Below are 24,677 nucleotides of genomic sequence, written 5' to 3' on the forward strand. Positions count from 1 at the left end.
AAACGATGTCGACTTTGCTGGAGATAGACCGGCTGAGCACGCATTTTAAAACGGAAGAGGGACGGATCAAAGCGGTTGATGAAGTGAGCTTGCGGATCAAGCCGGGGGAAACCGTCTGTATCGTCGGGGAGTCGGGTTGCGGCAAAAGCGTGACGGCGATGTCGGTGATGGGCTTATTGCAGGGCGGTGCCGGCGTCGAAATCGGCGGCCGGATCCGGTTTGGGGAAACCGAGCTGCTGTCGCTCGACAAAAACCATCTGCGCGCCATCCGCGGCCATGAAATCGCGATGATTTTTCAGGAGCCAATGTCTTCGCTGAACCCGGTGCTGACGATCGGGGAGCAATTGATCGAGCCGATGGTGCTTCACTTGAAGCTGCACAAAAAAGAGGCCCGCCAGCGAGCCTTAGCATTGATCGAGCAGGTTGGGATCTCCCGGCCGGAGCAGATCATGAAGAGTTATCCGCATGAGCTGAGCGGCGGGATGCTGCAGCGGATCATGATCGCCATCGCGATCTCCTGCCAGCCGAAGCTGCTGATCGCGGACGAGCCGACGACGGCGCTCGACGTGACGATTCAAGCGCAAATCCTCGATATGCTGCGGCAAATCAAGGCGGAATCGGACATGTCGATTCTGCTGATCACCCATGACCTTGGCGTCGTCGCCGAAATGGCCGATTACGTCGTGGTGATGTATGCCGGCAAAGTCGTGGAGGAGGGGGAGGTGACCGCGCTGTTCGAATCGCCGAAGCACCCATACACGCAAGGGCTGCTGAAGTCGAAGCCGGTGCTCGGCCAGCGTCAGGATGAGCTGTTTTCCATCCCGGGCCAAGTGCCGAATCTGCTGGAGCTGAAGCCTTCGTGTTATTTCCAAGACCGCTGCACGTCTTGCATGGAGATTTGCCGGACGAAGGAGCCGGCTTTGAAATCGGTCGGAGGCGGCCAGAAAGCAGCCTGCTGGTTGTACGAGGAGGAGAAACGCCATGGGTGAGCCGCTCCTTACGGTACGGCATTTGAAGAAGTATTTTCCGGTCAAAACGGGGCTCTTGCAGCGGACGACCGGACAGGTGAAGGCCGTGGACGACATCAGTATTACGATTCAGCCCGGGGAAACCTTTGGCCTGGTCGGGGAATCGGGCAGCGGTAAAAGCACGGTCGGCCGCAGCATCGTCCGCTTGACGGAGAAAACGGATGGCGACATTCTCTTCAAGGGCACGGATCTGTACGCGTTGCCGGATGAGGAGCTGCGCCGGTTGAGACCCAAGCTGCAGATGATTTTTCAGGATCCGTACGGGTCCTTGAATCCCCGGATTCGGGTTGGCGACGCGATCGGCGAGGCTTTGCTCGATCATGGGTTGCTGCCAAAGGGGGAGATTCGCGACCGGGTGCTGGAGGTGTTGGCTTCGTGCGGGTTGTCCTCCTATCATATCGATCGGTATCCGCACGAGTTCTCCGGCGGGCAGCGCCAACGGATCGGAATTGCCCGGGCGTTGATCCTGAACCCCGAGCTGATGATTGCCGACGAACCGGTGTCCGCGCTGGACGTCTCCATCCAGGCGCAGATCATCAACCTGTTCCGCAAGCTGCAGGAGACTCGCGGGCTGACGTATCTGTTTATCTCGCATGATTTGAGCGTCGTGGAGCATCTTTGCACGCAGGTTGGGGTCATGTATTTGGGCGGGATGGTCGAAATGGCCTCGCGGGACGAATTGTTCCTCCATCCGCTTCATCCTTATACCAAAGCGCTGCTGTCTGCCGTTCCGCTGCCGATTCCGCGCTTGAAGCGGGAGCGGATCATTTTGAAGGGGGATATGCCGAGTCCGGCCAACCCGCCTTCCGGCTGCAAATTCCACACCCGATGTCCGTTCGCCACGGCCGAGTGCAAGCAGCGGGTACCGGAATTCCGCGACGTGGGCGGAGGGCATTTCGTCGCATGCCATTTGGTATAGAATGTAGAGAGACGAGAGGAGGTTATCGCGATGGTGACGGCACCCCATGCCAGCTTGCCCCAGCCTTATGCGCTGCGTCTGGAGATGATTCGGGCGAAGGGGATCGAAGTGGCTGCGGTCTTGGAACTGCTGGAGCGGAACAATGCGGCCGAATGGCAGCAGAGGGTTAACTCGGAGCTGCAGTGGGACGGATTTGCGGAGTATGTCCGGGAGCATGCGGACGAGGTCAAACAGGCTTATCTTGAAGGTTACCGGTTTAAGTTCATGACGGTCGGCGGTTTGCGGAACTTGCTGCAGATTAAGTTTGGGCTGCAGGCCGGACAGGATTACGGGTTTGACGAGAGCGGCAACCGTTTCTCCGGCGTGAAGCTGAAGACGGAAGACTATCAAAACCTGCGAGTGCTGGCCCCTGATTACTGGGAAATCCTTATTGATCTGAAGGACTCGGATCGCGGAATGCTGGAGCTGCGCATCGAGCATAAATATGCGGATTGATTCTTCATTCTATCGAACTTAAGGCGCGAGTCTTAGGTTCCTTTTTTTATAGAAGTGATTTGCTTGCCCGTGCCGTCACTAGGAGGTCTTCTTCGCTATGCCGGTTTGAATTCGATCCTCGCTGGAAATGATAGATACGAGAATGTTGAACTCGATCTATATAGAAGGGCGGGATAACGAGATGAAACAGATCATGTTGATTACGGACGGGTGCTCCAATGTCGGGGAGAGTCCGGTGATGGCCGCGGCGCTGGCGAGACAGGAAGGGATCACCGTGAATGTGGTGGGAATCGTCGATTACGGCACGATTGGAGAGCTGGGGAGCCTGGAGATCTCCGAAATCGCCAAGGCCGGCGGCGGGATGAGCCGGATTGCCGGAACCGAGAACCTGGCGCAAACGATGCAAATGCTGACGCGGAAAACGGTCGTACAGACGATCCAACAGGCGGTTCATAAGGAAATCCGGCAGATCCTGGGCGATCAGACGGTTGGCGACTTGCCGCCGGAGACCCGCTCACAGGTCGTGGAGGTCATCGATGAGCTGAGCGAGAGCAGCCCGCTGCAAGTGGCGCTCCTGATCGATGCCAGCGCCAGCATGAAGCCGAAGCTTCGGGCCGTCGAGGAAGCGATCCGCGACATGATGCTGAGCCTGGGGTCGCGGAAAGGAGAGAGCCGGCTGGCCGTATTCCATTTTCCCGGCTCGCACAGCGGAGAGGATGCCGTCCTGGACGTGGACTGGACCCGCGATTTGGGATCGGCGCGTTCGATCTTCCAGCGTCTCGTCATGAGAGGGGCAACGCCAACGGGACCGGCGCTCTTGAAGGTGATGGATTTTATGCGATATGGTACACTGAATGAACATGGTAAGTCTTGGCGTGAGAAGACGGAGGGACAAGATGGAATCCTCGGCGACTACGTCGTCTAAAATCAACCTGCCGCAGGGAACGCGGATTACCGGACGCTGGAACGGCGGCCGGTATGTGATCCAGCGTTTGCTGGGGCAAGGGGCCAATGGCGTCGTATTCCTGGTGAAACGGGAGAAAAATGGAAAATTATACGCCCTGAAGCTGGGCTTTGATACGCTGGACATCCAATCGGAGATCAACGTGCTGAAAGCGCTGCAGCGTCAAGGGCGGCGCCGGGGCGCGGCGGAACGGGATCTCAATTACCTGGTGGAGGTGGACGACTTCACTTTCCAGGGGAGGGAGATTCCATTTTACGTTATGCGCTATGTGCAGGGGGAGCCGCTGCGCGCCTTCTTGGCGCGGCGGGGTCCGCGCTGGCTGGACGTGGTCGGTCTCCAGCTGCTGCAGCAGCTTGGACGGCTGCACGGCTCCGGCTGGGTGTTCGGCGACCTCAAGCCGGAGAACGTGCTCGCCGGATCCTATGGCGAAGTCGAACTGATCGACTATGGCGGGGTGACCGGCGAAGGGCGCAGCGTGAAGCAGTTCACGGAGTGGTACGACCGCGGCTTTTGGGGAGCCGGGAGCCGTACGGCAGACCCGGCTTATGACTGGTTTTCCTTTGCGGTCGTTTGCATTCATTTGCTCGCCGAAGCCCCGCTGAAGAAAGCCGCAACCCAGCTGCCGCAGACGCGCAGCCGCAACGATCTCGTGGCCATCGTCGACGGGCACGAGGCGCTCGCTCCTTACCGCGCCTGGTTGAAACGGGCCTTGAACGGGGAGTTCCGCGATACGGCGGAGGCCTGCCGCTTGTGGAAGGAGCTGGTGGCCGACCGGTTCGCTCCGCGGCGCCGGACCCGGCCCGCCACGCCGGGCTGGATCGTCGGCGCGTTTGCGGTATCGCTGACGCTGCTCGCCTGCGCGCTCTATTTGACACTAAGGTTCTAGCGCCCCGCCTTCCGCAGCTAACGGCCACCAGAGACGCTATTGGCTTGTGATAATGCCTCTTCCGAGTAAATAAGGTCATTACGGTCCGTTACGTTTACGAAGGGAACTCGCATGGCTCCAAGAGGCACGCTCAATTTCGAGGGAAGGGGGATGCCCGATGAAAGAATCCATGCTGTACCGATTGACGGAGCAGGTCCGTCGCACCGGCCGGCAAGAGCGATTGTGGTCGCCCGGGGACGTCATCGTCGTGGCGGTGTCCGGCGGGGTCGATTCAACGGCGCTTCTGCATATAATGAAGGAAATCGCCGCAGACGAGGGGTTGGGTCTGCATTTGGTTTGCGCGCATCTTCATCACGGCTTGCGCGGGATCGAGGCCGACCGGGATGCGGAGTTTGTACGGGAACTGGCCGAGCGGCTGGGCATCCCCTTCGACTTGGGACACGCCGATGTGCGTGCTTATATGAAGGAGACGGGAAAAGGACTGGAGTTGGCGGCCCGGGAGAAACGGTATGAATATCTGCATCAGGTGGCAGAGCGTTACGGGGCTTCTTCCATCGCGCTCGCCCATCATGCCGACGACCAAGCCGAAACGGTGTTGATGCGGCTGCTGCGAGGGAGCGGCCCGTCCGGGTTATCCGGAATGAGGCCCAAACGCCGGGAAAAAAATGTGGAACTTATCCGCCCCCTGCTCCGTATATACAAGACGGATTTGCTCCAGGCGTGCCGCGAGTCGGGGCTTGCCTTCGTGGAAGACAGCAGCAACCTGGATAAAGAGCTGACGCGAAATTCGGTTCGGTTGGATGTGTTGCCTTTTTTGGGGCAATATAATGGTCAGTTGCCGGAATCGCTGAACCGGCTGGCGGAGTTGGCTGCAGCGGAGGACGATTACCTGCAGCTGGAGACGTCGAAGGCGTACGCCGATGTTGTGCGGACCGAAGAAGGAATTCTTTCGTTTTCGGCCTCGCTTTTCGCCACTTTACATGTCGCTTTACAACGGAGGTTGATTAAACTAATATTAAATTATCTGCCTTTAAGCACGGAGGATCGCGATTTTGTCAAGATTGAGGCCATTCGCCAAGGGACGATTCAGGATCGGCCCACGACGTGGAGCCTGGATCTCGGCGGCGGCGTCAAGTGCGTGCGCGAGTATGACATGATCCGCATGATCCCCCCAGCTGTGGAAAGTCGGATTCCTCATTATACATATTTGGTGGAACAATTTCCGGCGGAAGTGCCGATCGAGGGCACGGGCCAGAGCTTGCGAATGATGCGGCTAGGCGCCGGCAGGGAGGGCGTTCTCGCGAAGGCAGAGGGCAATAACGAAGCGATATTTGATGCGGATGAGATGGTCTATCCGCTTACCGTGCGTTCCCGGCTTCCGGGAGATGCCATGAAAGTTTTGGGATTAAACGGCAGCAAAAAGGTAAAAGATATTTTCATCGATGCGAAAATACCTCCATCCCTCCGCTCCCGCATCCCGATCGTGACGGATGCCACAGGCCGGATCCTGTGGATTCCCGGCCTTCGCCGTTCCGCGGTCGCCGCGGTGAACCCGCGTACGACTTCCGTCGTACATATGGTTCTGACGCCGCGCTAAGATCCGTTCGCACCTTAAAGGATTAGCGAAAGACCGGCATTCATAGTATAACGTAGGAGGTTCACTCATTTTGCTAAACGATATCCAGGAAGTTTTGATTACGCGAGAACAAATTCAGGAAAAGGTCGTCGAGCTGGGCAAGCAGCTTAGCGCGGAATACGAAGGACGCAACCCGCTCGTGATTTGCATTTTGAAGGGCGCCTTTATTTTCATGGCGGACCTGGTCAAGGAAATTACCGTGCCGATCGAGCTGGATTTCATGGCCGTCTCCAGTTATGGGGCGGGAACTCGCTCCTCCGGGGAAGTCAAGATCATCAAGGACTTGGACACCTCCGTGGAAGGCCGCGATATCCTAATCGTGGAAGACATTATCGATAGCGGACTGACGCTCAGCTACTTGATCGATGTCCTTGAACGGCGCAAGGTGAAATCCGTAAAAATCGTAACGCTGTTCGACAAGCCTGCACGGCGTACGGTGAAATTGGAAGCGGACCTGTCGGGGTTCGTTCTACCGGACGCTTTCGTTGTCGGATACGGGCTGGATTATGCCGAGAAATACCGTAACCTCCCATTCATCGGAGTACTAAAGCCGGAGATTTACACCAGTTGATTTCGTCGTCCGCATGGACGAAGGACCACCCTTGCCGGAATTTTGAAATGGCGAGATTGGCTATGGTAAAATAACTTAAGGTCTTGAGAGGAGGTAGGGGATGAATCGGTTCATCCGGAATTCTGGTTTTTATTTAATACTTTTCTTAGTCGTGGTGGGCATCGTCCAATTCCTCAATGGCGGACAAGAAGCAACCGTCACCCCTAAGTATTCGGACTTACGTCAGGAACTGAAGGATAACAATGTTGCTGATCTAACCGTTAAATTTGACGGTTACGCATATCTGGTAACCGGTAAGTATAAGGAAGCTGTCGGGAACGACAAGACGAAAAATTTCTCTCTATATGTGCCTTTTGACGAGAACGTCGTTAAGGAGATCATCTCTTACAGCGACCAGAACGGCTTTAGCGTGGAATGGAAGAAGATGCAGGGCGAAAGCATCTGGCTCACCTTCCTGACCTCGATCGTTCCGCTTGCGATCATGTTCATCCTATTCTTCTTCCTGTTCAATCAGGCGCAGGGCGGCGGCGGCAAAGTGATGAACTTCGGCAAAAGCCGGGCGCGCCTCTATAATGAAGAGAAGAAGAAAGTCACGTTCGAAGACGTTGCAGGTGCCGACGAAGAGAAGCAAGAGCTTGTCGAAGTCGTTGAGTTTCTGAAAGATCCGCGGAAATTCTCCGCCGTTGGCGCAAGAATTCCGAAGGGCGTTCTGCTCGTGGGCCCTCCGGGTACCGGTAAAACCTTGCTCGCTCGGGCGGTTGCCGGTGAAGCAGGAGTTCCGTTCTTCAGCATTTCCGGTTCTGACTTCGTGGAAATGTTCGTTGGGGTCGGGGCATCCCGCGTCCGGGATTTGTTTGAAAATGCGAAGAAAAATGCGCCATGTATTATCTTTATCGACGAAATCGACGCCGTGGGTCGTCAGCGGGGCGCTGGACTCGGCGGCGGGCATGACGAACGCGAACAAACGCTGAACCAATTGCTCGTAGAAATGGACGGCTTCGGCGGCAACGAGGGCATCATTATCGTAGCCGCAACGAACCGTGCGGATATTCTGGACCCGGCCTTGCTCCGTCCGGGACGTTTTGACCGTCAAATCACGGTGGATCGTCCGGATGTGAAGGGCCGCGAAGCCGTATTGAGAGTGCATGCGCGTAACAAGCCGCTCACCAAGGACGTCAAGCTGGATGTTATCGCGAAGCGTACAACCGGCTTTACCGGTGCTGATCTGGAGAACCTGCTGAATGAAGCGGCGCTCCTCGCCGCACGTCGGAACCGCAAAGATATCTCCATGCCGGAAGTGGATGATGCGATCGACCGCGTCATTGTCGGGACTGAGAAACGCAGCCGCGTTATCAGCGACCGCGAGAAGCGCATCGTGGCTTACCACGAAGCAGGCCATACGATCGTGGGTTACTTCCTGGAACACGCCGACATGGTGCATAAAGTAACGATCATTCCGCGCGGCCGCGCCGGCGGGTATGTCATTATGCTGCCGAAGGAAGACCGCATGCTGGCTACGAAGAACGAGCTGCTGGACCGGGTGACCGGCCTGCTCGGGGGCCGCGTATCCGAGGAGCTGTTCATCGGCGAAATCGGGACCGGCGCCTACAGCGACTTCCAACAGGCAACCAATATCGTACGCAGCATGATCATCGAATACGGGATGAGCGAGAAGCTCGGACCGATGCAGTTCGGCACATCGCAAGGCCAAGTGTTCCTGGGCCGCGATATCGGCCACGAACAGAACTACAGCGATCAAATCGCTTACGAGATCGATCAGGAAATGCACCGGTTTATCAGCGAATCGTATGAACGTTGTAAACAGCTGTTGACCGAGCATGCCAAGGAAGTCCACCTCATCGCGGAAACGCTGCTTGAAGTGGAGACGTTGGAGCTGGAGCAAATCAAGTCGCTGATCGAAACCGGCACGCTGGACGGCTTGAAGAAAGACGGCCAAGACGGCGGCAACGGTTCTTCGGAACCGGGGGAAGCGGCGATCGATAACATCGGCGACGTTCGCGTCCGCATCCAAGGCAAAGCCGAGGAACCGGCGCCTGCCGCTCCGGTCGGGGATATCCCGAATGACGTTCCGGGCGGCACCGCCAGCGATCGGACGAATGATCCGGTCGTCGACGCACCGCAAGGCACCGTCAGCGATACGCCGGGTCAAGCCGATTCGGCTGACGAAGGCAAAGATCCAAACAACGGTGGCGGCACGCCAACCGTGTAAACTATATCAACAAAGACCTGATCCGGGAAACGTGACGTTTCCCGGATTTTTTTGAGCTGTGGGGGCCTCATGATTGTATTCGAAAAATCGAATAGAATTCGGCGGATTTGGTGATATGAACGGAATTTATATGAAATTTCACATACATTTGCACAATTGAAAGAGAGTGAGCTAGAATCTGTATGAAAAACCGAATAGAATCCGGATTTATCGCCATAAATCCTATTTTTTATACGAAAAATCATATATAATTCGCTACTTTCACGGCGCAGGAGCCTGGACCATTTCGAACGTTTGCCCCACACCGCCAAATGCTTCTTACAATAAGAGAGACGCGACGCCCAGCCCTTTATCAAAAATTTTAGATAATCACGAACGCTCGAATCTCCCCGTTAATCCTGATTTTCCCTGCAAAATCAAGGGCAATTGCCGCAATACGCAAGCGGACGGCGCATTGACAGTGCCTTTCACCTTGTGTAAATTAGTTGATAAACACCGTGTGAAATTTAATACGTTCTTGCCGTTTCACGCAGGATTGCCATACAAAGCAGCGAGGAGCCCGGCCGACGTGAAGAGATAGAGGGCCAGGTCAGGGTTAAGCAGCAACAGAAGATACATGAGCTTATGGGGGAGGAATTCTAGTGGAGGCTCTAGCGCTTGAGCGTAAAGCCGAGATGAACCGCGAGTTGCGGGAAAGGCTGGTTCAGCTCAAGAAGGAACGCAACGCCATCATACTGGCGCACTATTATCAGCGGGATGAGATCCAAGAAGTGGCGGATTTCCGGGGCGATTCTTTTTTGCTGGCCCAGAAAGCCGCTTCGACCGACGCGGAAACGATCGTGTTCTGCGGCGTGCATTTCATGGGCGAGAGCGCCAAAATTTTGGCGCCGAACAAGACGGTGCTCATTCCCGACGAACGCGCGGGCTGCCCGATGGCCGACATGGTGAACGTCGACGGTTTGCGCAAGCTGAAGGCCCAGCACCCGAACGCCAAAGTGGTGACGTACATCAATTCTTCCGCGGAAATCAAGGCGGAAACGGACATCTGCTGCACTTCGTCGAATGCGGTCAAGGTGATCAATTCCGTCGATGCGGACGAAATCATTTGGGTGCCGGACAAGAACCTTGGCCATTACGTACAGCAGCATACCGACAAGAAGCTGATCATTTGGGAAGGCTACTGTAACACGCATGACATGTTGACGGTGAAAGACGTCGTTGAGATGAAAGCGAAATATCCAAACGCCGAGTTCGTCGTGCATCCGGAGTGCCGTCCGGAAGTGGTGGCGATGGGCGATTTTGTGGGCAGCACCACAGCCATCCTGGACTATTGCAAAAATTCCTCCGCCAAGGAGTTTATCGTTGGCACGGAAGATGGAACGGGGTATCAGCTGCGTAATGACAGCCCGGACAAAACGTTCCATTTCGCCACTAAGTTTCTGGTTTGCCCGAACATGAAAGTCAATAACCTGAAGAAACTGGTCAAATGCCTGGAAACGATGCAGCCGCAAATCTACGTGCCACCCGTCGTTGCCGACAAAGCCAGATTATCCTTAGAGCGCATGTTACAAGTTAAGTAGCATGCGCTACTCTCTTGTCCAAGATAGGTGACGATCGTGATTCCACAATATTTGGTTGATTTCGAGGCAGGCCGGCTGCCGATCGTTGATACGGATGTGATCGTAATCGGTTCGGGGATTGCGGGTCTTTTTACCGCTATTAAAGCAAGTGAAAAAGATCGCGTAATCCTGATTACGAAAAAATCGATGCTGGAAAGCAATACCCGCTACGCGCAAGGCGGCATCGCCGCCGTGATCTCCGAGGACGATTCCCCTGCCTATCATCGTCAGGATACGCTGCTGGCCGGAGCGGGCTTATGCTCCTCCGAAGCGGTCGACATTCTGGTCAATGAAGGGCCGGAAGGCGTTAAAGAGTTGATGATGCTGGGCACGGCCTTTGATTTGGAGAACGGCGAGCTCGCATTAACGAAAGAGGGAGCGCATAGCCATCGCCGGATTCTGCACGCCCATGGGGATGCAACGGGGTATGAGATCGTGCGGGCCTTGTCCGAACAGGCGGGGGCTCATCCCAATATCGAGATTTGGGACAATCATTACGTGATCGATTTGATCACGGAGGAGAACGAATGCCTGGGCGCGCTTGTACAGCGGCCTGATGGGCAGCGCGTGTTCCTGCGCGGGAATGCGACGATTCTGTGCTCCGGGGGAGCCGGGCAGCTGTATCGCTATACGACCAACCCCGAAGTGGCTACGGGCGATGGTATGGCCATCGCTTACCGGGCAGGCGCGGTCCTTCGCGATATGGAGTTTATTCAATTTCACCCCACTTCGCTCTGTTACCCGGGCGCTCCGCGGTTTCTCATCTCTGAGGCGGTTCGCGGCGAAGGGGCCGTGTTGCGGAATATTAAAGGCAAGCGGTTCATGAGCAAATACCATGAGCTGCTGGAGCTGGCCCCCCGGGATATCGTGGCCCGGGCCATCGTGAGCGAAATGGAAGCGACGGGCGCGAGCATCGTTTACCTCGATATCACGCATGAAGATCCGGAGAAAGTCAGATCCCGGTTTCCGACGATTTACGAAACCTGCCTCAGCTACGGTCTCGATCTGACGGCCGACTGGATTCCGGTCGCACCGGCTGCGCATTATATGATGGGAGGCGTTCGCGTCAGCCATCACGGCGAGACGAGCGTGCACCGGCTGTTCGCCTGCGGCGAGGTTTCGTCGACCGGCGTGCATGGCGCCAATCGGCTCGCCAGCAACTCGTTATCGGAGGCGATCGTTTTCGGTCGACGGATTATCCAGCGGATCCGGGAGTTGCCGCCGCGTACCCGCACCGGTGAGGCCGTCTCTTACCAGGCCGACCGCCAGGCACCGGCTCCGTTCTCGCTGGTGGAACGCCGTCTGGACCTGCAGAAAACGATGGTGCGCCGCGCCGGCCTGCGCCGAACGGCGGAGGGGCTTGCCAAAGGCATCGAGGAGCTGGAACGGCATCAGGCGATTTTTAGCCAGGCACTGCATACCCGCGACCAATGGGAGTACGCCAATATGCTAACCTGCGCGCTGTTGCTGGCCAAATCGGCGTTGGCGCGCGAAGAGAGCCGGGGCGGGCATTACCGCGAGGACTTCCCGGAGCGCAGCGACGAGAGATGGCGCAAACATCTTCTGTGGCAGCGGGATAAAGGAATGTTGGAGGAAATTAGCGATGATGTTTAATGGATATAATGAAGGGCTTGTGGAGGCCATCCGCGGCTGGCTGAAGGAAGATGTGGGTTCCGGGGACGTGTCGACCGCCGTCACGATTCCTGCGGGCCATGAATCCAAAGGGATCATTCACGCCAAGCAGGGCGGAATCGTAGCCGGAATGCCGGTGGCTCAGCTGGTATTCGAGATCGTGGATCCGAACCTGACGTTTACGCCGCGCGTGAAGGACGGCGAACGCATCGAGAAAGGCACGATTTTGGCCGAGGTTGAAGGAAGCACGCATAGCATTTTGACCGGGGAGCGGTTAGCGTTGAATTTGCTGCAACGCCTGTCGGGTATCGCCACGCGAACCCAGACGTTCGTGGAGGCGCTTGGCGGATTGCCGACCCGGTTGGTGGATACGCGCAAGACGACGCCGGGCCACCGGATGCTGGAAAAGTATGCCGTCCGTACCGGCGGGGGCTCGAATCACCGCTTCGGGTTGTACGACGCCGTCATGATCAAGGATAATCATATTAAAGGGGCTGGAGGTATCGCTCAGGCAGTGAGCCGCGCCCGTGCCCATATTCCGCATACGATGACCATCGAGGTGGAGACGGAAAGCCTGGAGCAGGTCGAGGAAGCGCTGCAAGCCGGAGCCGATATCATTATGCTCGACAACATGGCGCCCGATCTGATGAAGGAAGCGGTGCGCCGAATCAAGGCGAAAGCGCCGCATGTGACGGTGGAGGCGTCGGGCAACGTATCGCTGGAAACGATCCGCGGCATCGCCGAGAGCGGCGTGGACGTCATTTCCGTGGGACGGTTGACGTATTCTTTTGAAAGCCTGGATATCAGTTTGGACCTGAACGGCAAAAAGGAGGCTTAACAAGCGCATGTTCCTTGTAGTCGATGTAGGCAATACGAATATCGTGCTGGGGATTTACCGGGGGAAGGAGCTGCTCCATCATTTCCGCATTAGCACGAACCGCCAGGCCACGGTGGACGAGTACGGCGTATTGATCCATAATCTGTTCCATATGGTGGGCATCCGGGAAAGCGAGATGGAAGGCGTCATCATTTCCTCGGTTGTTCCGCCGTTGATGCACGTGCTTGAGGAGCTGTGCGAAAAATATTTGCGGCATAAGCCGCTGGTCGTCGGCCCGGGCATCAAAACCGGGTTGAACCTGCGCTACGAAAATCCGCGCGAGGTTGGGGCGGACCGGATCGTCAATGCGGTGGCCGCTATCGAGCAGTATGGCGGGCCGCTGGTGGTCGTCGATTTCGGCACAGCCACGACGTTTGACTGTATCGATGCCGCAGGCAATTACCTCGGCGGCGCGATCGTGCCGGGGATCGGCATCTCGACCGAAGCGCTGTACCAGCGTGCCTCCAAGCTGCCGCGCATCGAGCTGGAGAAGCCGAAGAAAGTCATCGGCCGCAATACGGTGCATGCGATGCAGGCGGGGATTATTTTTGGCTATGCCGGCCAGGTTGACGGCATTGTCGAGCGGATTGCCCAGGAGATGGGCGCGAAACCGAAGGTCATCGCAACCGGTGGATTAGCCGAGCTGATCGCCAGCGAAACGCGGACGATCGAGGAGGTCCATTCGCAGTTGACCTTGGAGGGACTTCGGATTATTTACGAACGCAATCAATAAAGCGGGCGTTGGTTATACTGGTAGAAGTTATAGTTCAAGTTTACATGAAGAAATGAAAGGGGGTCCTTCGCATCATGGACCAAAACAACAAGCAAGACCGCTTGATCCGCGGGATCGCCATGGACGGGAAAGTGCGCGCCTTCGCCGTGCGGACGACCCGGCTGGTGGAGGAGCTTCGCCGCCGGCATGATACTTATCCGACCGCGACGGCCGCCATGGGGCGTACGGTGACCGCCGCCGCCATGATGGGCGCGATGCTCAAGGGCGAGGAGAAACTGACCGTACAGGTCAAGGGCGACGGACCGATCGGACAAATCATCGCGGATGCGAACGCCAAGGGCGAAGTGCGCGGCTACGTCAAGAACCCGCATGTTCATTTGCCGAGCAACAGCCAGGGGAAACTGGACGTTCGCGGCGTTGTCGGCACGGACGGATTTATCCACGTGACCAAGGATTTGGGGCTCAAGGAGCCTTATCGCGGCAGCGTGCCGTTGATTTCCGGAGAACTAGGCGAGGATTTTACCTATTATTTTGCCGTATCGGAGCAGACGCCTTCCGCCGTCGGACTGGGCGTCCTGGTTGATGTGGACAACACGGTGATCGTGGCGGGCGGCTTCATTATTCAGCTGCTGCCGGGCTTAAGCGATTCGGACATCGACTCGATCGAAAAGGCCGTTGGCCAGTTGCCGCCGGTGACGACGCTGCTCGATCAGGGATTGGAGCTGGAGGATATGCTGCGGCGGATCGTGCCGGACGTGCAGGTGCTGGAGGAAATGGACATCGTGTTCGCCTGCAACTGTTCCCGAGAGCGGGTGGAGCGTACCCTGATCAGCTTGGGCAGGAAAGAGCTGGAGGAGCTGCGGAACGAAGGGAAAGAGACGGAGGTCGTCTGCGATTTCTGCAACGAACCGTATTCGTTTACGCCCGAGGACCTCGACCGGCTGATAGCGCAGACGGGAAAATAGGTTGGGAAGGCCGGAAGGCCTTAACCTAGCAAATGGGACGGAAGATACTTTGCGGAGGAGGTCAGGGGGACCTTTGAAGCAAAGTATTTTTTGTGACTTTTCTTGACAACTCCGATCGGGGTTGTTAAGATAATAATCAGAAAACCAACTTAAATACTCGGAAATAAATGAAAGCCGATAAATCGCACATCCTATATTGTCTAAGCTTTCATTTTTGGGCAGCCAGATCGACTAGGTTATTTTTATCCAAAGGGAGGATATTTGATATGGCAAAAGTCGTGAACAATGTAACGGAATTGATCGGAGATACGCCGCTGGTCCGGTTGAACCGGGTCGTGCCGGAGGATAGCGCTGAAATCTATGTGAAGCTGGAATACCAAAACCCGGGTTCCAGCGTGAAGGACCGGATTGCGATCAGCATTGTCGAAGAAGCGGAGAAAGCCGGCAAGCTGAAACCGGGCGGCACGATTATCGAAGCCACGAGCGGGAACACGGGGATCGGCTTGGCGATGGTCGCTGCAGCGAAAGGCTACAAGGCCGTAATCGTGATGCCGGAGACGATGAGCTTGGAACGCCGCAACCTGCTGCGCGCCTATGGAGCGGAGCTTGTCCTGACACCGGGAGCCGAAGGCATGAACGGCGCGGTGAAGAAAGCCGAGGAGCTGCTGGCAGCGAATCCGGATTATTTCTTGGCGGACCAGTTCAGAACGCAAGCGAACGTGAAGATCCACCGCGAAACGACCGGACCGGAAATCGTTGAAGCGATCGAATCGCTGGACGGACGCCTGGACGCATTCGTTGCAGGGATCGGTACGGGCGGCACGATTTCCGGCGCCGGCGAAGTGTTGAAGAAACGGTTCCCGGACCTGAAAATCTACGCGGTTGAACCGGCGGCATCGCCGATTTTGGCTGGCGGCAAACCCGGCCCGCATAAAATTCAAGGCCTTGGCGCGAACTTCATTCCGGAAATTCTGAACCGCGAAATTTATGATGAAATCATTCATGTTGAGAACGATGAAGCGTTCGAGCAAGCGCGCACGGTGGCGAAAGAGGAAGGCATCCTGTCGGGCATTTCCTCCGGCGCTGCAGTGTTCGCGGCATTGAAGGTGGCTAAGGAGCTGGGCAAAGGCAAACGCGTCGTTGCCATCATTCCAAGTAACGGCGAACGTTACCTCAGCACGCCGCTGTACAATTTCGAAGCGTAAATCGTTGCGCCCAGAGGGCGTTGAAGCCCCCAGCCGTTCCAACCGAACGGTTCGGGGGCTTTTATTTTGAGGCGGTCTTCTAGTATACTAGCTTCCAATAAGAAAAGTGCTTCTTCAGGATGAAGATTTGGAGGATCGGCGCGGGTAATGGAGAAAATGACGACATGGGAGCAATGGAGAGATTGGGCGCAGACGGGAACTTGGACGGTGCTGCCGTTTGCGGTTAAATGCCCGCTGGCGGCCTCCGGTTTGCCCGCGGATTGGTCCCGGGCCTGGGAGGAAGCCGGGCCGTACGCCTGCGTGCTGGAGAGCGGCAAGGGAGGGCGGTACACCTTCTTGGGCCTGGAACCGGTCTCGGTCATCCGCGGCAAAGGCGGCGAAGCCGTCGTGCACGATTTGATCGCCGGAGGCGTGTCGGTGAAATCGGGCAAGCCGCTGGAGCTGCTGCGGGATTGGATGGCCCCGTACCGATCGCCCGCGGTACCTGAGCTGCCCAAGTTCAGCGGTGGTGCCGTCGGTTACCTCGCCTATGATGTGGCGCGATCGCTGGAGCGGCTGCCGAGCCTGGCGCAGGATGATCTTGGCCTGGACGACTATGTCTGGATGCAGCTGGAGGAGCTTTGGGCCATCGATCAGGTCGAAGGCGACGTGTATTGCGTCGTCCATGTCCCCATCAGCTCGCTGACCCCGGAGGAGCTGCGCGAAAGCTACCGCCGCGCCGAGATGCGGGCTTTGCGCATGGCGCAGCGTTGGGCGGGTTTTTGCGCGGCGACCGATACCGTCGCAGCGGGAGGCTCGGCGGCACTTACTCCGATTGGCGACGAGGAGCTGGAACGCCGCCGCTTATCCGTCTCGATGACGCAGGAGGCGTTTGAAGCGGCGGTGCGGCGGGTACAGGAATATATCGCCGCCGGCGACGTGTTCCAGGTGAACCTCTCGCTGCGTCAGGCCTTTCCTTTGGCGGCGGCACCCGAGCGGGTGTACGAGCAGCTTCGCCGGTTGAACCCCTCGCCGTACATGGGCATGCTCCGTTTTCCCAACTTCCGGCTCGTGTCCGCTTCGCCGGAGCTGCTGGTGAAGGTGGAGCAAGGGAAGATCAGCACCCGGCCGATCGCGGGCACGCGTCGGCGGGGACATACGCCGGAAGAGGACCGGCGGATGGAGGAGGAGCTGCGCGCAAGCGATAAGGAGCAGGCCGAGCATATCATGCTGGTCGATCTCCTGCGGAACGATATCGGACGCGTGGCCGAGTACGGGACAGTGCGGGTTAGCGAGCTGTTCGCTGTGGAGCGGTACTCGCACGTCATGCATTTGGTATCCGAAGTCGAAGGGCTGCTGGGGGCGGAGTACACGATTTACGATGCGATCGCCGCCGTTTTTCCAGGGGGAACGATCACCGGGGCGCCTAAGGTGCGGACGATGGAAATCATCGAGGAGCTGGAGCCTGTCACAAGAGGGCCCTACACCGGTGCGATGGGATGGATTGACTATGCCGGGAATATGGAATTAAATATTATTATACGTACGCTGGTCGCGAAGGACGGCGTCGGCTACTTGCAGACGGGAGCCGGCATCGTGATCGATTCGGACCCGTACCGTGAGTATAGGGAATGTTTTAACAAGGCCAGGGCTGTTGCTTTGGCGATCCAACAGAGTGAGCAGAGCCAGCTGGACAAAGTCTAGGACAGGAGATGAGACGAGATGATTTTGGTGATCGACAACTATGATTCTTTTACGTACAATCTGGTGCAGTATTTAGGCGAGTTAGGCGAGGAAGTAACTGTCCGCCGCAACGATGAGATCGATCTTGCGGGAATCGAGGCTTTGCAGCCGGATCATATCTTAATCTCTCCCGGCCCGTGTACGCCCAATGAGGCTGGGATTACGCTGGATTTGATCGAGCGTTTCAAGGGAGTGATCCCGATCTTCGGCGTTTGCCTGGGGCATCAGGCCATCGGCCAGGCCTTCGGCGGCAACGTAATTCGCGCCGAGCGGTTGATGCACGGCAAGACGTCGCCGATCCATCATCAGGGGGAATCGGTGTTTGCCGGCCTGCCGTCGCCATTTACGGCCACGCGGTATCATTCGCTGATCGTGGAACGCGAGAGCCTGCCGGATTGCCTGGAGATTACCGCCGAGACGGCGGAAGGGGAAATCATGGGGCTGCGCCATAAAGAGTATGCCGTCGAGGGCGTGCAGTTCCACCCGGAATCAATCATTACTCAGCATGGCCACCAGATTCTCCGCAACTTCCTGAACCGAAAGGCGGAAGCGAAAGCATGAATTACATCGGGGTGGATGGCATTCCGACCCCGGCCGATCAAGCCGTGATCTCCGTAATGGATCACGGCTTTATGTACGGGATCGGCTTGTTCGAGACGTTCCGCACCTACGGAGGGCGGCCGTTCTTGTTGGAGCGCCATCTGGAGCGGTTGATGGCGGGCTGCAGGGCGCTCGGGATCGATTTCAAGGTTGACCTTGGCCAGGTTGAGGCGGAAATCGCCGAGCTGCTCAAGCGGAACGGATTGGCCGAAGGCTACATCCGGTATACGGTGACGGCCGGCGAGGGGCCGTTGGGGCTGCCGGCAGGCGACTATGTCAAGCCGAGGGTCGTGATTTATGTGAAGCCGCTGCCGGAGCCGGGGGCAGCGTTGTACATGGACGGGAAGCCGTTGTGGCGGCTGGAGACGCCCCGGAACACGCCGGAGGGCGAAGTTCGGTACAAATCGCTGCACTATATGAACAACGTGCTGGCGAAGCGCGAGCTGGCCCGATTGGAACGCGAGGCGCAGCAGCAGGCATCAGCCGCATTCACGGCGCACGGACCGCGCCCCGCTGCCGCCCCGCCCGAAGGGCTGCAGCTGACAGCCCAGGGCTGGCTGGCGGAGGGGATCGTCAGCAATGTATTTTTTGTGCGGAATGGCAAAATCTATACGCCGGATACGGAAACCGGCATTCTTCCCGGCATCACCCGCGCCATGGTATTGGAGCTGGCCGCCGAACAGGGCATTCCGACGGAAGAAGGCCGTTACACCTGGGACGAGCTGTTGGCGGCCGATGAGGTCTTCCTGACGAATTCGATCCAGGAGCTCGTGCCGGTGACGGAATTGGCGGAGCCCGGCAAGCCGGGCAATCCGGGCGGACGGAGGATGCGGCGGCGCACGGTCGGCACCGGGCAAATTGGGCCGATGACGAAGCGATTGCTGGGGAAATATAGGGAGAAAGCGAGGAATGGCGATGCAGCCGATTATTTATAAACGCAGTTACCGGCTGGGTGAAGCGTCCTTTACGCTCGGCGAACGTACTTTGGTGATGGGAATTCTGAACGTGACGCCGGACTCTTTTTCCGACGGAGGTCGTTTCAATAACGTGGAGAGCGCCCTTCAGCACGCCCGCGAGATGCTTGCGGAAGGCGCGGATCTGATTGATATCGGCGGGGAATCGACGCGTCCGGGCCATGAGCCCGTGAGCGAACAGGAAGAATTGGAGCGAGTCATTCCCGTCGTGGAGGCGCTCCATCGCGAGCTTCCTCAAGTTCCGTTGTCGGTGGACACGTACAAGGCACAGGTGGCTAGGGAAGCGTTGAAGGCCGGTGCCCACATCATCAATGACGTTTGGGGCTTTAAAGCGGAGGCGCCGATGGCGGAGGTGGCGGCGGAGTTCGGTTGTCCGGTGATTTTGATGCATAACCGCCATGATCGGAATTACGGCGATTTGCTTGCCGATGTGGCGGCGGATCTCGGCGAATGTGTGGAGATTGCCCGCCAAGCCGGCGTGCGCGACGAGAACATCATTTTGGACCCCGGCATCGGCTTTGCCAAGGATTATACGGAGAATCTGCGGGTGATGCGCGCATTGGACGAACTGGCGGGACTTGGCTTCCCGCTGCTGCTTGGCACATCCCGCAAAAGATTTATCCGCACCGCCTTGGATTTGCCGGTCGATGCGGTGGTGTTCGGCACGGCGGCGACCGTGGCGCTGGGGATTGCACAGGGCTGCCAGATCGTCCGCGTCCATGACGTGAAGGAAATCAAACAAACCGTCCGGATGTGCGATGCGATCGTGTACGCTTGATAAATTGTTGGAAAAGGAGCCGGAATCATGGATAAAATGGTGCTGCGGCGCATGGAATATTACGGATACCACGGCGTATTTGAGGAGGAGCGAAAGCTGGGTCAGCGCTTCTACGTGGATCTGGAACTGGAGCTTGATCTGCGTCAGGCGGGGATCCGCGACGACTTGACCCAAACGGTGAATTATGCCGAAGTCCATGGGCTGGTCAAAACCATCGTTGAGCAAAAAAGCTTCCAATTAATCGAAGCGCTGGCGGAGCATATTGCATCCGCGGTTTTGGACACTTATACTAGGGTAGATGCGTTAACGGTTCGGGTCACGAAGCCGCACCCTCCGTTTGATATTCATTTCGACGGCGTGACGGTGGAGATGTACCGTTCCAGAAAGTGAGCCTATCGTTTATGAACACGACTCCTCCCTCTGAGCTTTCAGAGGCTTATATTGCTTTAGGCGCCAATCTGGGGGACCGCGAGGCCACCCTGATGCAGGCGATCACGGCGCTGCAGGAGCATCCGGCGATCGAGGTGCTGCGTTGCTCCAATTTGTATGAGACCGATCCGGTAGGTTATCTGGATCAGCCTTGTTTCGTAAATATGGCACTTGCGATGCGTACCTCGCTGGATCCCGAGGCGTTGCTTACCGTGATGCTGGACATCGAGCTGCGACTGGGGCGCGAGCGCACCATCCGGTTCGGGCCGCGTACGGTGGACCTTGATTTGTTATGGGCCGGCGGCAGGGAGATGAACACGCCGCTCCTCACATTGCCGCACCCCCGGATGATGGAGCGGGCCTTCGTGCTCGTCCCCTTGTCCGACATCGTGCCGGAAGGAGAGCCCTCCGGGCTGTATGAACGCATTCACGGTGCCTTGGACACCCTAGATGGAAAGGAAGGCGTCCGGTTTTGGAAAACATGCACCTGGCACAGCGCATCCGCGCTTTCCGAAAACTAAAAGGTTATACCCAGCAAGAGCTGGCTGAGAAGTCCGGCGTATCCCTGGCGTTACTGGGAGCGGTGGAGCGGGGGAACCGCCGAGCAGATGATCAAATTTTAAGTAAAATTGCAGATTGTTTGGGCATCACGCTAGCTGATTTGAAACCCGAATCTTAAGCAGAGCCGCATATATATTAAACTTATCGATGGGAGGGAACCATCTTGCTGAAGATAGGCGATATTGAATTAAAAAACCAGGTCGTGCTTGCCCCGATGGCAGGCGTTTGCAATCCGGCCTTCCGCCTGATTGCCAAAGAATTTGGGACAGGGCTTGTCTGCGCAGAGATGGTTAGCGATAAAGCGATCCTTCACGGCAACAAGCGCACCAGGGAAATGCTCTTTGTGGACGAGCGGGAAAAGCCGCTCAGCCTGCAGATTTTCGGCGGGGACCGCGCGTCGCTCGTGGAGGCGGCCAAAGTCGTCGATCAGGAAACGAATGCCGATATCATCGATATCAATATGGGCTGCCCGGTACCGAAGGTCACGAAATGCGATGCCGGCGCACGTTGGCTGCTGGATCCGAATAAGATTTACGAGATGGTCTCGGCCGTCGTGGATGCGGTAAGCAAGCCGGTAACGGTCAAAATGCGGATCGGTTGGGATGCCGAGCATATCTACGTTGTGGACAACGCCAAAGCGGTGGAACAAGCCGGCGGCAAAGCCGTCAGCGTGCATGGCCGGACGCGTGAGCAGCAGTATACGGGTAAAGCGGACTGGAGTTATATCCGTCAGGTGAAGGAAGCCGTGTCGATTCCCGTCATCGGTAACGGAGACGTGGCGACGCCGGAGGATGCCCGTCGGATGCTGGATGAGACCGGATGCGACGGCGTGATGATCGGACGCGGGGCGCTGGGCAACCCTTGGATGCTGTACCGGACGGTCGAGTACCTGAAGACGGGCAAATTGCTTCCGGAGCCGGAGGCCGAGGAGAAAATCCGTATTGCCATCCTGCATATGGACCGCTTGGCCGCAATTAAGGGCGAGCCTGTGGCCGTCCGCGAAATGCGTAAGCATTTGGCCTGGTATTTGAAAAACCTGAAAGGCGCAGCGCGCATTAAAGACCTCATTATGGAAGAAACCCGTCGTGACGAGATGGTGCGCATTCTTGAGGAATTTGTCGCCGGCTTATCGGCGGAAACGGTCCGTGACGAGGTATCCGCATAAGTTTGAATCGGATCGGGGGACCCTTTTTTCGGGTGCCTCCTTCTTCATGAAACGTTTACATTTGTAAATTCGGGTGTCATTGACATTTGACAATCGTTCACCTATAATTTCACAATATAAATTCGCCTCAAGCGTGAGTCTTTCCCTTCGGGAAGGTCTGACCCTTATCACATAATGCATATGATATACACAATGAGCAGGGAATTTAGTGACCATTGCTGACGGAAGCGAGCGCTTCCAAGCACCTAAGCGGCAGTGGAACGGCAAAAGAACCTTTCCTTTCGGGAAGCGTTCATTTTCCAGGAGGGTTTTCGGGTGCCGCACGCACCGTGCGAAAATTTTTTCCATGACAGGAGAATCGGTTGAGATGAGCGATAAAGAAGTTATCCTTACGCAGGACGGTCTGAAAAGACTGGAAGAGGAATTGGAAAACCTGAAATCCGTGAAACGCCGCGAGGTGGCGGAACGGATCAAGGTAGCCATCGGATACGGGGATATCAGCGAGAACTCGGAATACGAGGACGCGAAGAACGAGCAAGCCTTTATCGAAGGGCGGATCATCACGCTGGAGAAAATGCTGCGCAACGCACGGATCATCAACAACGACGAAATCGACACGGATACGGTAAGCATCGGTTCGATCGTGACGGTGGAAGATCTGGAATTCGGCGATACGATGGAATATGCCATCGTCGGGACGGCGGAATCCGATCCGATGCAGAACAAAATTTCGAATGAAAGTCCTGTCGGCAAAGCCATTCTCGGGAAGAAAAAAGGCGCCATCGTGGACGTCAACGTTCCGGCCGGCGTGATTCAATATAAAATCGTAGACATTAAGAAGTAAGGCGGAATGAGCGACGAAAGAAGCTTCCCCAGCGGAAGCTTCTTTCACTGTTTCTTTTGTCGGCGAGCAAATTCATCGGGATTAAGGAGTGGAGTAGGGCAATGAGCGAAGAGATCAATAACCAGGAAGCCATGGAGGTCAGCGAGCTGCTGCAAATTCGCCGCGATAAATTGGACGAGCTGCGCGGGCTTGGGGTCGACCCTTTCGGCAAAAAATACGAACGCAACCATATGGCAGGTGACATTCTCCGGCAGTATGACGAGCTTTCCAAGGAAGAATTGGAGGAGAAGCACGTCGAGGTATCCATCGCCGGCAGAATCATGGCTAAACGGGGTATGGGGAAAGCCAGCTTTGCGCATCTCCAGGATTTGTCGGGCAAAATCCAGATTTATGTCCGCCAAGACAGCGTGCCGGAAGTTAAATACGAAGCGTTCAGCATTCTGGACCTTGGGGACATCGTAGGCGTAACCGGCGAGGTGTTCAAGACCAAAACCGGCGAAACGACGATCAAGGTCAAGGATTTAGAGGTGCTGTCCAAATCCCTGTATCCGTTGCCGGACAAATATCACGGGTTGAAGGACGTTGAGCTGCGTTATCGCCAACGTTACGTCGATTTGATCGTCAATCCGGAGGTGCAGCAGACGTTCATCAAGCGTTCCCGGATCATCCAATCGATGCGCCGTTATCTGGACTCCCTCGGGTATTTGGAAGTGGAAACGCCAACCCTGCACGGCATTGCCGGCGGCGCGGCGGCTCGTCCGTTCATTACGCACCACAATGCGCTGGATATGCAGTTGTACATGCGGATCGCGATCGAGCTTCACTTGAAGCGCCTGATCGTCGGCGGCCTGGAGAAAGTGTATGAGATCGGCCGGGTTTACCGGAACGAAGGGATCTCTACGCGCCATAACCCGGAATTCACGATGATTGAGTTATACGAGGCTTATGCCGACTATAAAGATATTATGGCTTTGACGGAAAATATGATTGCGCACATCGCTCAAGAAGTGCTGGGCACCCAAGTGGTGAATTACCAGGGGCATGAGGTTAACCTGACTCCTCAGTGGCGTCGCGTTTCGATGGTCGATGCGGTGAAAGAAGTAACCGGCGTCGATTTCGGCGTCCAAATGAGCAACGAAGAAGCGCATCGTCTGGCTAAGGAACATAAGGTTCCTGTGGAGCCGCATATGACGTTTGGTCATATCCTGAACGCGTTCTTCGAGCAGTTCGTCGAGGAAACGCTCATTCAACCGACCTTTGTGTACGGGCATCCGGTGGAGATTTCGCCGCTGGCCAAGAAGAACGAAGAGGATCCGCGCTTTACGGACCGCTTCGAATTGTTTATCGTCGCGCGGGAGCATGCGAATGCCTTTACGGAGCTGAACGATCCGATCGACCAGCGCCAGCGTTTCGAGGCACAACTGCTGGAGCGTGAACAAGGCAATGACGAGGCGCATGAAATGGACGAAGATTTCATCCGTTCTTTGGAGTATGGGATGCCGCCTACCGGTGGTTTGGGCATCGGGGTGGACCGCCTCGTGATGCTGTTGACCGACTCGGCTTCCATCCGCGACGTTCTGCTGTTCCCGCATATGCGCTCGGCGGAATAACCAATAGGATATCGAATCTAGCGAGCCCGGCTTATTGCCGGGCTTTCTTTATAAATGATGGATATGAGGGGTTCGTTTTCGAGTGGGTGAATTTGGATGGTTAAAAAGCCGGCATGCGGGTTGCGCCCGGGTTGAAAAGATGATATATTATAAATCCGGTCGTTATTCGTAGGCATTGTGAACTTCAGCTCAGAATCGCAGATAAAAATAATGCTTGCAACATAACGCCGGACA

General features: G+C 56.6%; 25 protein-coding genes. 24 read left to right on the top strand and 1 reads right to left on the bottom strand.

The window, feature by feature from the left end:
- Nucleotides 1–5 precede the first annotated feature (5 nt).
- From MJ257_RS16615 to lysS, 24 genes are all read left to right on the top strand, one after another.
- Nucleotides 6–989 (top strand): ABC transporter ATP-binding protein, encoded by a 984-nt coding sequence (locus MJ257_RS16615; RefSeq protein WP_240270288.1) that lies wholly within the window; start codon nucleotides 6–8, stop codon nucleotides 987–989.
- Nucleotides 982–1,947 (top strand): ABC transporter ATP-binding protein, encoded by a 966-nt coding sequence (locus tag MJ257_RS16620; RefSeq protein WP_240270289.1) that lies wholly within the window; start codon nucleotides 982–984, stop codon nucleotides 1,945–1,947. The genes MJ257_RS16615 and MJ257_RS16620 overlap by 8 nt, the downstream gene beginning before the upstream one ends.
- A 30-nt stretch (nucleotides 1,948–1,977) precedes the next feature.
- Nucleotides 1,978–2,442, top strand: a complete 465-nt coding sequence (locus MJ257_RS16625; RefSeq protein ID WP_240270290.1) for a hypothetical protein — start codon at nucleotides 1,978–1,980, stop codon at nucleotides 2,440–2,442.
- Between the two features lie 181 nt (nucleotides 2,443–2,623).
- Complete coding sequence (locus tag MJ257_RS16630; protein WP_240270291.1) at nucleotides 2,624–3,367, top strand: VWA domain-containing protein; 744 nt, start codon at nucleotides 2,624–2,626, stop codon at nucleotides 3,365–3,367.
- Nucleotides 3,339–4,292 (top strand): serine/threonine protein kinase, encoded by a 954-nt coding sequence (locus MJ257_RS16635; protein ID WP_240270309.1) that lies wholly within the window; start codon nucleotides 3,339–3,341, stop codon nucleotides 4,290–4,292. The genes MJ257_RS16630 and MJ257_RS16635 overlap by 29 nt, the downstream gene beginning before the upstream one ends.
- Before the next feature lie 157 nt (nucleotides 4,293–4,449).
- Nucleotides 4,450–5,889: a tRNA lysidine(34) synthetase TilS gene (gene tilS, locus MJ257_RS16640; RefSeq protein WP_240270292.1), complete on the top strand. Its 1,440-nt coding sequence runs from the start codon at nucleotides 4,450–4,452 to the stop codon at nucleotides 5,887–5,889.
- 70 nt (nucleotides 5,890–5,959) lie between these two features.
- Nucleotides 5,960–6,499 carry a hypoxanthine phosphoribosyltransferase gene (hpt, locus tag MJ257_RS16645; protein ID WP_240270293.1) on the top strand — a complete coding sequence of 180 codons (540 nt, stop codon included), beginning with the start codon at nucleotides 5,960–5,962 and terminating at the stop codon, nucleotides 6,497–6,499.
- 100 nt (nucleotides 6,500–6,599) lie between these two features.
- Nucleotides 6,600–8,729 carry an ATP-dependent zinc metalloprotease FtsH gene (gene ftsH, locus MJ257_RS16650; RefSeq protein WP_240270294.1) on the top strand — a complete coding sequence of 710 codons (2,130 nt, stop codon included), beginning with the start codon at nucleotides 6,600–6,602 and terminating at the stop codon, nucleotides 8,727–8,729.
- A 641-nt stretch (nucleotides 8,730–9,370) separates the two neighbouring features.
- On the top strand, nucleotides 9,371–10,309 hold the full coding sequence (nadA, locus tag MJ257_RS16655) for a quinolinate synthase NadA (protein ID WP_240270295.1): 939 nt from the start codon (nucleotides 9,371–9,373) through the stop codon (nucleotides 10,307–10,309).
- 36 nt (nucleotides 10,310–10,345) lie between these two features.
- Nucleotides 10,346–11,962, top strand: a complete 1,617-nt coding sequence (nadB, locus tag MJ257_RS16660; protein ID WP_240270296.1) for an L-aspartate oxidase — start codon at nucleotides 10,346–10,348, stop codon at nucleotides 11,960–11,962.
- Nucleotides 11,952–12,818, top strand: coding sequence for a carboxylating nicotinate-nucleotide diphosphorylase (nadC, locus tag MJ257_RS16665; RefSeq protein ID WP_240270297.1), 867 nt, complete (start codon nucleotides 11,952–11,954; stop codon nucleotides 12,816–12,818). The genes nadB and nadC overlap by 11 nt, the downstream gene beginning before the upstream one ends.
- Before the next feature lie 7 nt (nucleotides 12,819–12,825).
- Nucleotides 12,826–13,590, top strand: a complete 765-nt coding sequence (locus MJ257_RS16670; protein WP_240270298.1) for a type III pantothenate kinase — start codon at nucleotides 12,826–12,828, stop codon at nucleotides 13,588–13,590.
- A 74-nt stretch (nucleotides 13,591–13,664) separates the two neighbouring features.
- The gene (hslO, locus tag MJ257_RS16675; protein ID WP_240270299.1) at nucleotides 13,665–14,555 is read left to right on the top strand and encodes an Hsp33 family molecular chaperone HslO; all 891 of its coding nucleotides are present in this window, start codon (nucleotides 13,665–13,667) and stop codon (nucleotides 14,553–14,555) included.
- A gap of 266 nt (nucleotides 14,556–14,821) precedes the next feature.
- The gene (gene cysK / locus MJ257_RS16680; protein ID WP_178020496.1) at nucleotides 14,822–15,760 is read left to right on the top strand and encodes a cysteine synthase A; all 939 of its coding nucleotides are present in this window, start codon (nucleotides 14,822–14,824) and stop codon (nucleotides 15,758–15,760) included.
- Nucleotides 15,761–15,907: 147 nt separating this feature from the next.
- Nucleotides 15,908–17,443: an anthranilate synthase component I family protein gene (locus tag MJ257_RS16685; protein ID WP_240270300.1), complete on the top strand. Its 1,536-nt coding sequence runs from the start codon at nucleotides 15,908–15,910 to the stop codon at nucleotides 17,441–17,443.
- A gap of 18 nt (nucleotides 17,444–17,461) precedes the next feature.
- Nucleotides 17,462–18,043, top strand: coding sequence for an aminodeoxychorismate/anthranilate synthase component II (pabA, locus tag MJ257_RS16690; protein WP_178020492.1), 582 nt, complete (start codon nucleotides 17,462–17,464; stop codon nucleotides 18,041–18,043).
- Nucleotides 18,040–19,017, top strand: coding sequence for an aminotransferase class IV (locus tag MJ257_RS16695; RefSeq protein WP_240270301.1), 978 nt, complete (start codon nucleotides 18,040–18,042; stop codon nucleotides 19,015–19,017). Before pabA ends, MJ257_RS16695 begins: the two co-directional genes overlap by 4 nt.
- Nucleotides 18,998–19,834 carry a dihydropteroate synthase gene (gene folP, locus MJ257_RS16700; protein WP_240270310.1) on the top strand — a complete coding sequence of 279 codons (837 nt, stop codon included), beginning with the start codon at nucleotides 18,998–19,000 and terminating at the stop codon, nucleotides 19,832–19,834. The genes MJ257_RS16695 and folP overlap by 20 nt, the downstream gene beginning before the upstream one ends.
- 27 nt (nucleotides 19,835–19,861) lie before the next feature.
- Nucleotides 19,862–20,224 carry a dihydroneopterin aldolase gene (gene folB / locus MJ257_RS16705; protein WP_240270302.1) on the top strand — a complete coding sequence of 121 codons (363 nt, stop codon included), beginning with the start codon at nucleotides 19,862–19,864 and terminating at the stop codon, nucleotides 20,222–20,224.
- A gap of 11 nt (nucleotides 20,225–20,235) precedes the next feature.
- The gene (gene folK, locus MJ257_RS16710) at nucleotides 20,236–20,784 is read left to right on the top strand and encodes a 2-amino-4-hydroxy-6-hydroxymethyldihydropteridine diphosphokinase (protein ID WP_240270303.1); all 549 of its coding nucleotides are present in this window, start codon (nucleotides 20,236–20,238) and stop codon (nucleotides 20,782–20,784) included.
- Nucleotides 20,736–20,942 (top strand): helix-turn-helix domain-containing protein, encoded by a 207-nt coding sequence (locus MJ257_RS16715; RefSeq protein ID WP_240270304.1) that lies wholly within the window; start codon nucleotides 20,736–20,738, stop codon nucleotides 20,940–20,942. The genes folK and MJ257_RS16715 overlap by 49 nt, the downstream gene beginning before the upstream one ends.
- A gap of 45 nt (nucleotides 20,943–20,987) precedes the next feature.
- Nucleotides 20,988–21,989, top strand: a complete 1,002-nt coding sequence (dusB, locus tag MJ257_RS16720; protein ID WP_240270305.1) for a tRNA dihydrouridine synthase DusB — start codon at nucleotides 20,988–20,990, stop codon at nucleotides 21,987–21,989.
- A gap of 367 nt (nucleotides 21,990–22,356) precedes the next feature.
- Nucleotides 22,357–22,833 carry a transcription elongation factor GreA gene (gene greA / locus MJ257_RS16725; protein WP_009226297.1) on the top strand — a complete coding sequence of 159 codons (477 nt, stop codon included), beginning with the start codon at nucleotides 22,357–22,359 and terminating at the stop codon, nucleotides 22,831–22,833.
- Between the two features lie 101 nt (nucleotides 22,834–22,934).
- Nucleotides 22,935–24,443 carry a lysine--tRNA ligase gene (lysS, locus tag MJ257_RS16730; protein ID WP_240270306.1) on the top strand — a complete coding sequence of 503 codons (1,509 nt, stop codon included), beginning with the start codon at nucleotides 22,935–22,937 and terminating at the stop codon, nucleotides 24,441–24,443.
- 17 nt (nucleotides 24,444–24,460) lie between these two features.
- On the opposite strand, the gene MJ257_RS16735 is transcribed toward lysS, so the two are convergent.
- On the bottom strand, nucleotides 24,461–24,677 hold a 217-nt coding region (locus MJ257_RS16735; protein ID WP_240270307.1), incomplete at its 5' end, for a hypothetical protein.

Origin of the sequence: Paenibacillus timonensis (assembly GCF_022427145.1) — a bacterium.
Classification (GTDB): Bacteria; Bacillota; Bacilli; order Paenibacillales; family Paenibacillaceae; genus Fontibacillus; species Fontibacillus timonensis.

Excerpts from the sequence above, each read along its gene's own strand:
- cysK (WP_178020496.1), top strand. The coding sequence starts at position 14,822 with ATGGCAAAAGTCGTGAACAATGTAACGGAATTGATCGGAGATACGCCG.
- MJ257_RS16620 (WP_240270289.1), top strand. The coding sequence starts at position 982 with ATGGGTGAGCCGCTCCTTACGGTACGGCATTTGAAGAAGTATTTTCCG.
- MJ257_RS16635 (WP_240270309.1), top strand. The coding sequence starts at position 3,339 with ATGGAATCCTCGGCGACTACGTCGTCTAAAATCAACCTGCCGCAGGGA.
- pabA (WP_178020492.1), top strand. The coding sequence starts at position 17,462 with ATGATTTTGGTGATCGACAACTATGATTCTTTTACGTACAATCTGGTG.
- MJ257_RS16685 (WP_240270300.1), top strand. The coding sequence starts at position 15,908 with ATGGAGAAAATGACGACATGGGAGCAATGGAGAGATTGGGCGCAGACG.
- folP (WP_240270310.1), top strand. The coding sequence starts at position 18,998 with ATGCAGCCGATTATTTATAAACGCAGTTACCGGCTGGGTGAAGCGTCC.
- hslO (WP_240270299.1), top strand. The coding sequence starts at position 13,665 with ATGGACCAAAACAACAAGCAAGACCGCTTGATCCGCGGGATCGCCATG.
- MJ257_RS16670 (WP_240270298.1), top strand. The coding sequence starts at position 12,826 with ATGTTCCTTGTAGTCGATGTAGGCAATACGAATATCGTGCTGGGGATT.
- folK (WP_240270303.1), top strand. The coding sequence starts at position 20,236 with ATGAACACGACTCCTCCCTCTGAGCTTTCAGAGGCTTATATTGCTTTA.
- folB (WP_240270302.1), top strand. The coding sequence starts at position 19,862 with ATGGATAAAATGGTGCTGCGGCGCATGGAATATTACGGATACCACGGC.
- nadC (WP_240270297.1), top strand. The coding sequence starts at position 11,952 with ATGATGTTTAATGGATATAATGAAGGGCTTGTGGAGGCCATCCGCGGC.
- MJ257_RS16625 (WP_240270290.1), top strand. The coding sequence starts at position 1,978 with ATGGTGACGGCACCCCATGCCAGCTTGCCCCAGCCTTATGCGCTGCGT.
- MJ257_RS16695 (WP_240270301.1), top strand. The coding sequence starts at position 18,040 with ATGAATTACATCGGGGTGGATGGCATTCCGACCCCGGCCGATCAAGCC.
- tilS (WP_240270292.1), top strand. The coding sequence starts at position 4,450 with ATGAAAGAATCCATGCTGTACCGATTGACGGAGCAGGTCCGTCGCACC.
- MJ257_RS16630 (WP_240270291.1), top strand. The coding sequence starts at position 2,624 with ATGAAACAGATCATGTTGATTACGGACGGGTGCTCCAATGTCGGGGAG.
- greA (WP_009226297.1), top strand. The coding sequence starts at position 22,357 with ATGAGCGATAAAGAAGTTATCCTTACGCAGGACGGTCTGAAAAGACTG.
- ftsH (WP_240270294.1), top strand. The coding sequence starts at position 6,600 with ATGAATCGGTTCATCCGGAATTCTGGTTTTTATTTAATACTTTTCTTA.
- lysS (WP_240270306.1), top strand. The coding sequence starts at position 22,935 with ATGAGCGAAGAGATCAATAACCAGGAAGCCATGGAGGTCAGCGAGCTG.
- MJ257_RS16615 (WP_240270288.1), top strand. The coding sequence starts at position 6 with ATGTCGACTTTGCTGGAGATAGACCGGCTGAGCACGCATTTTAAAACG.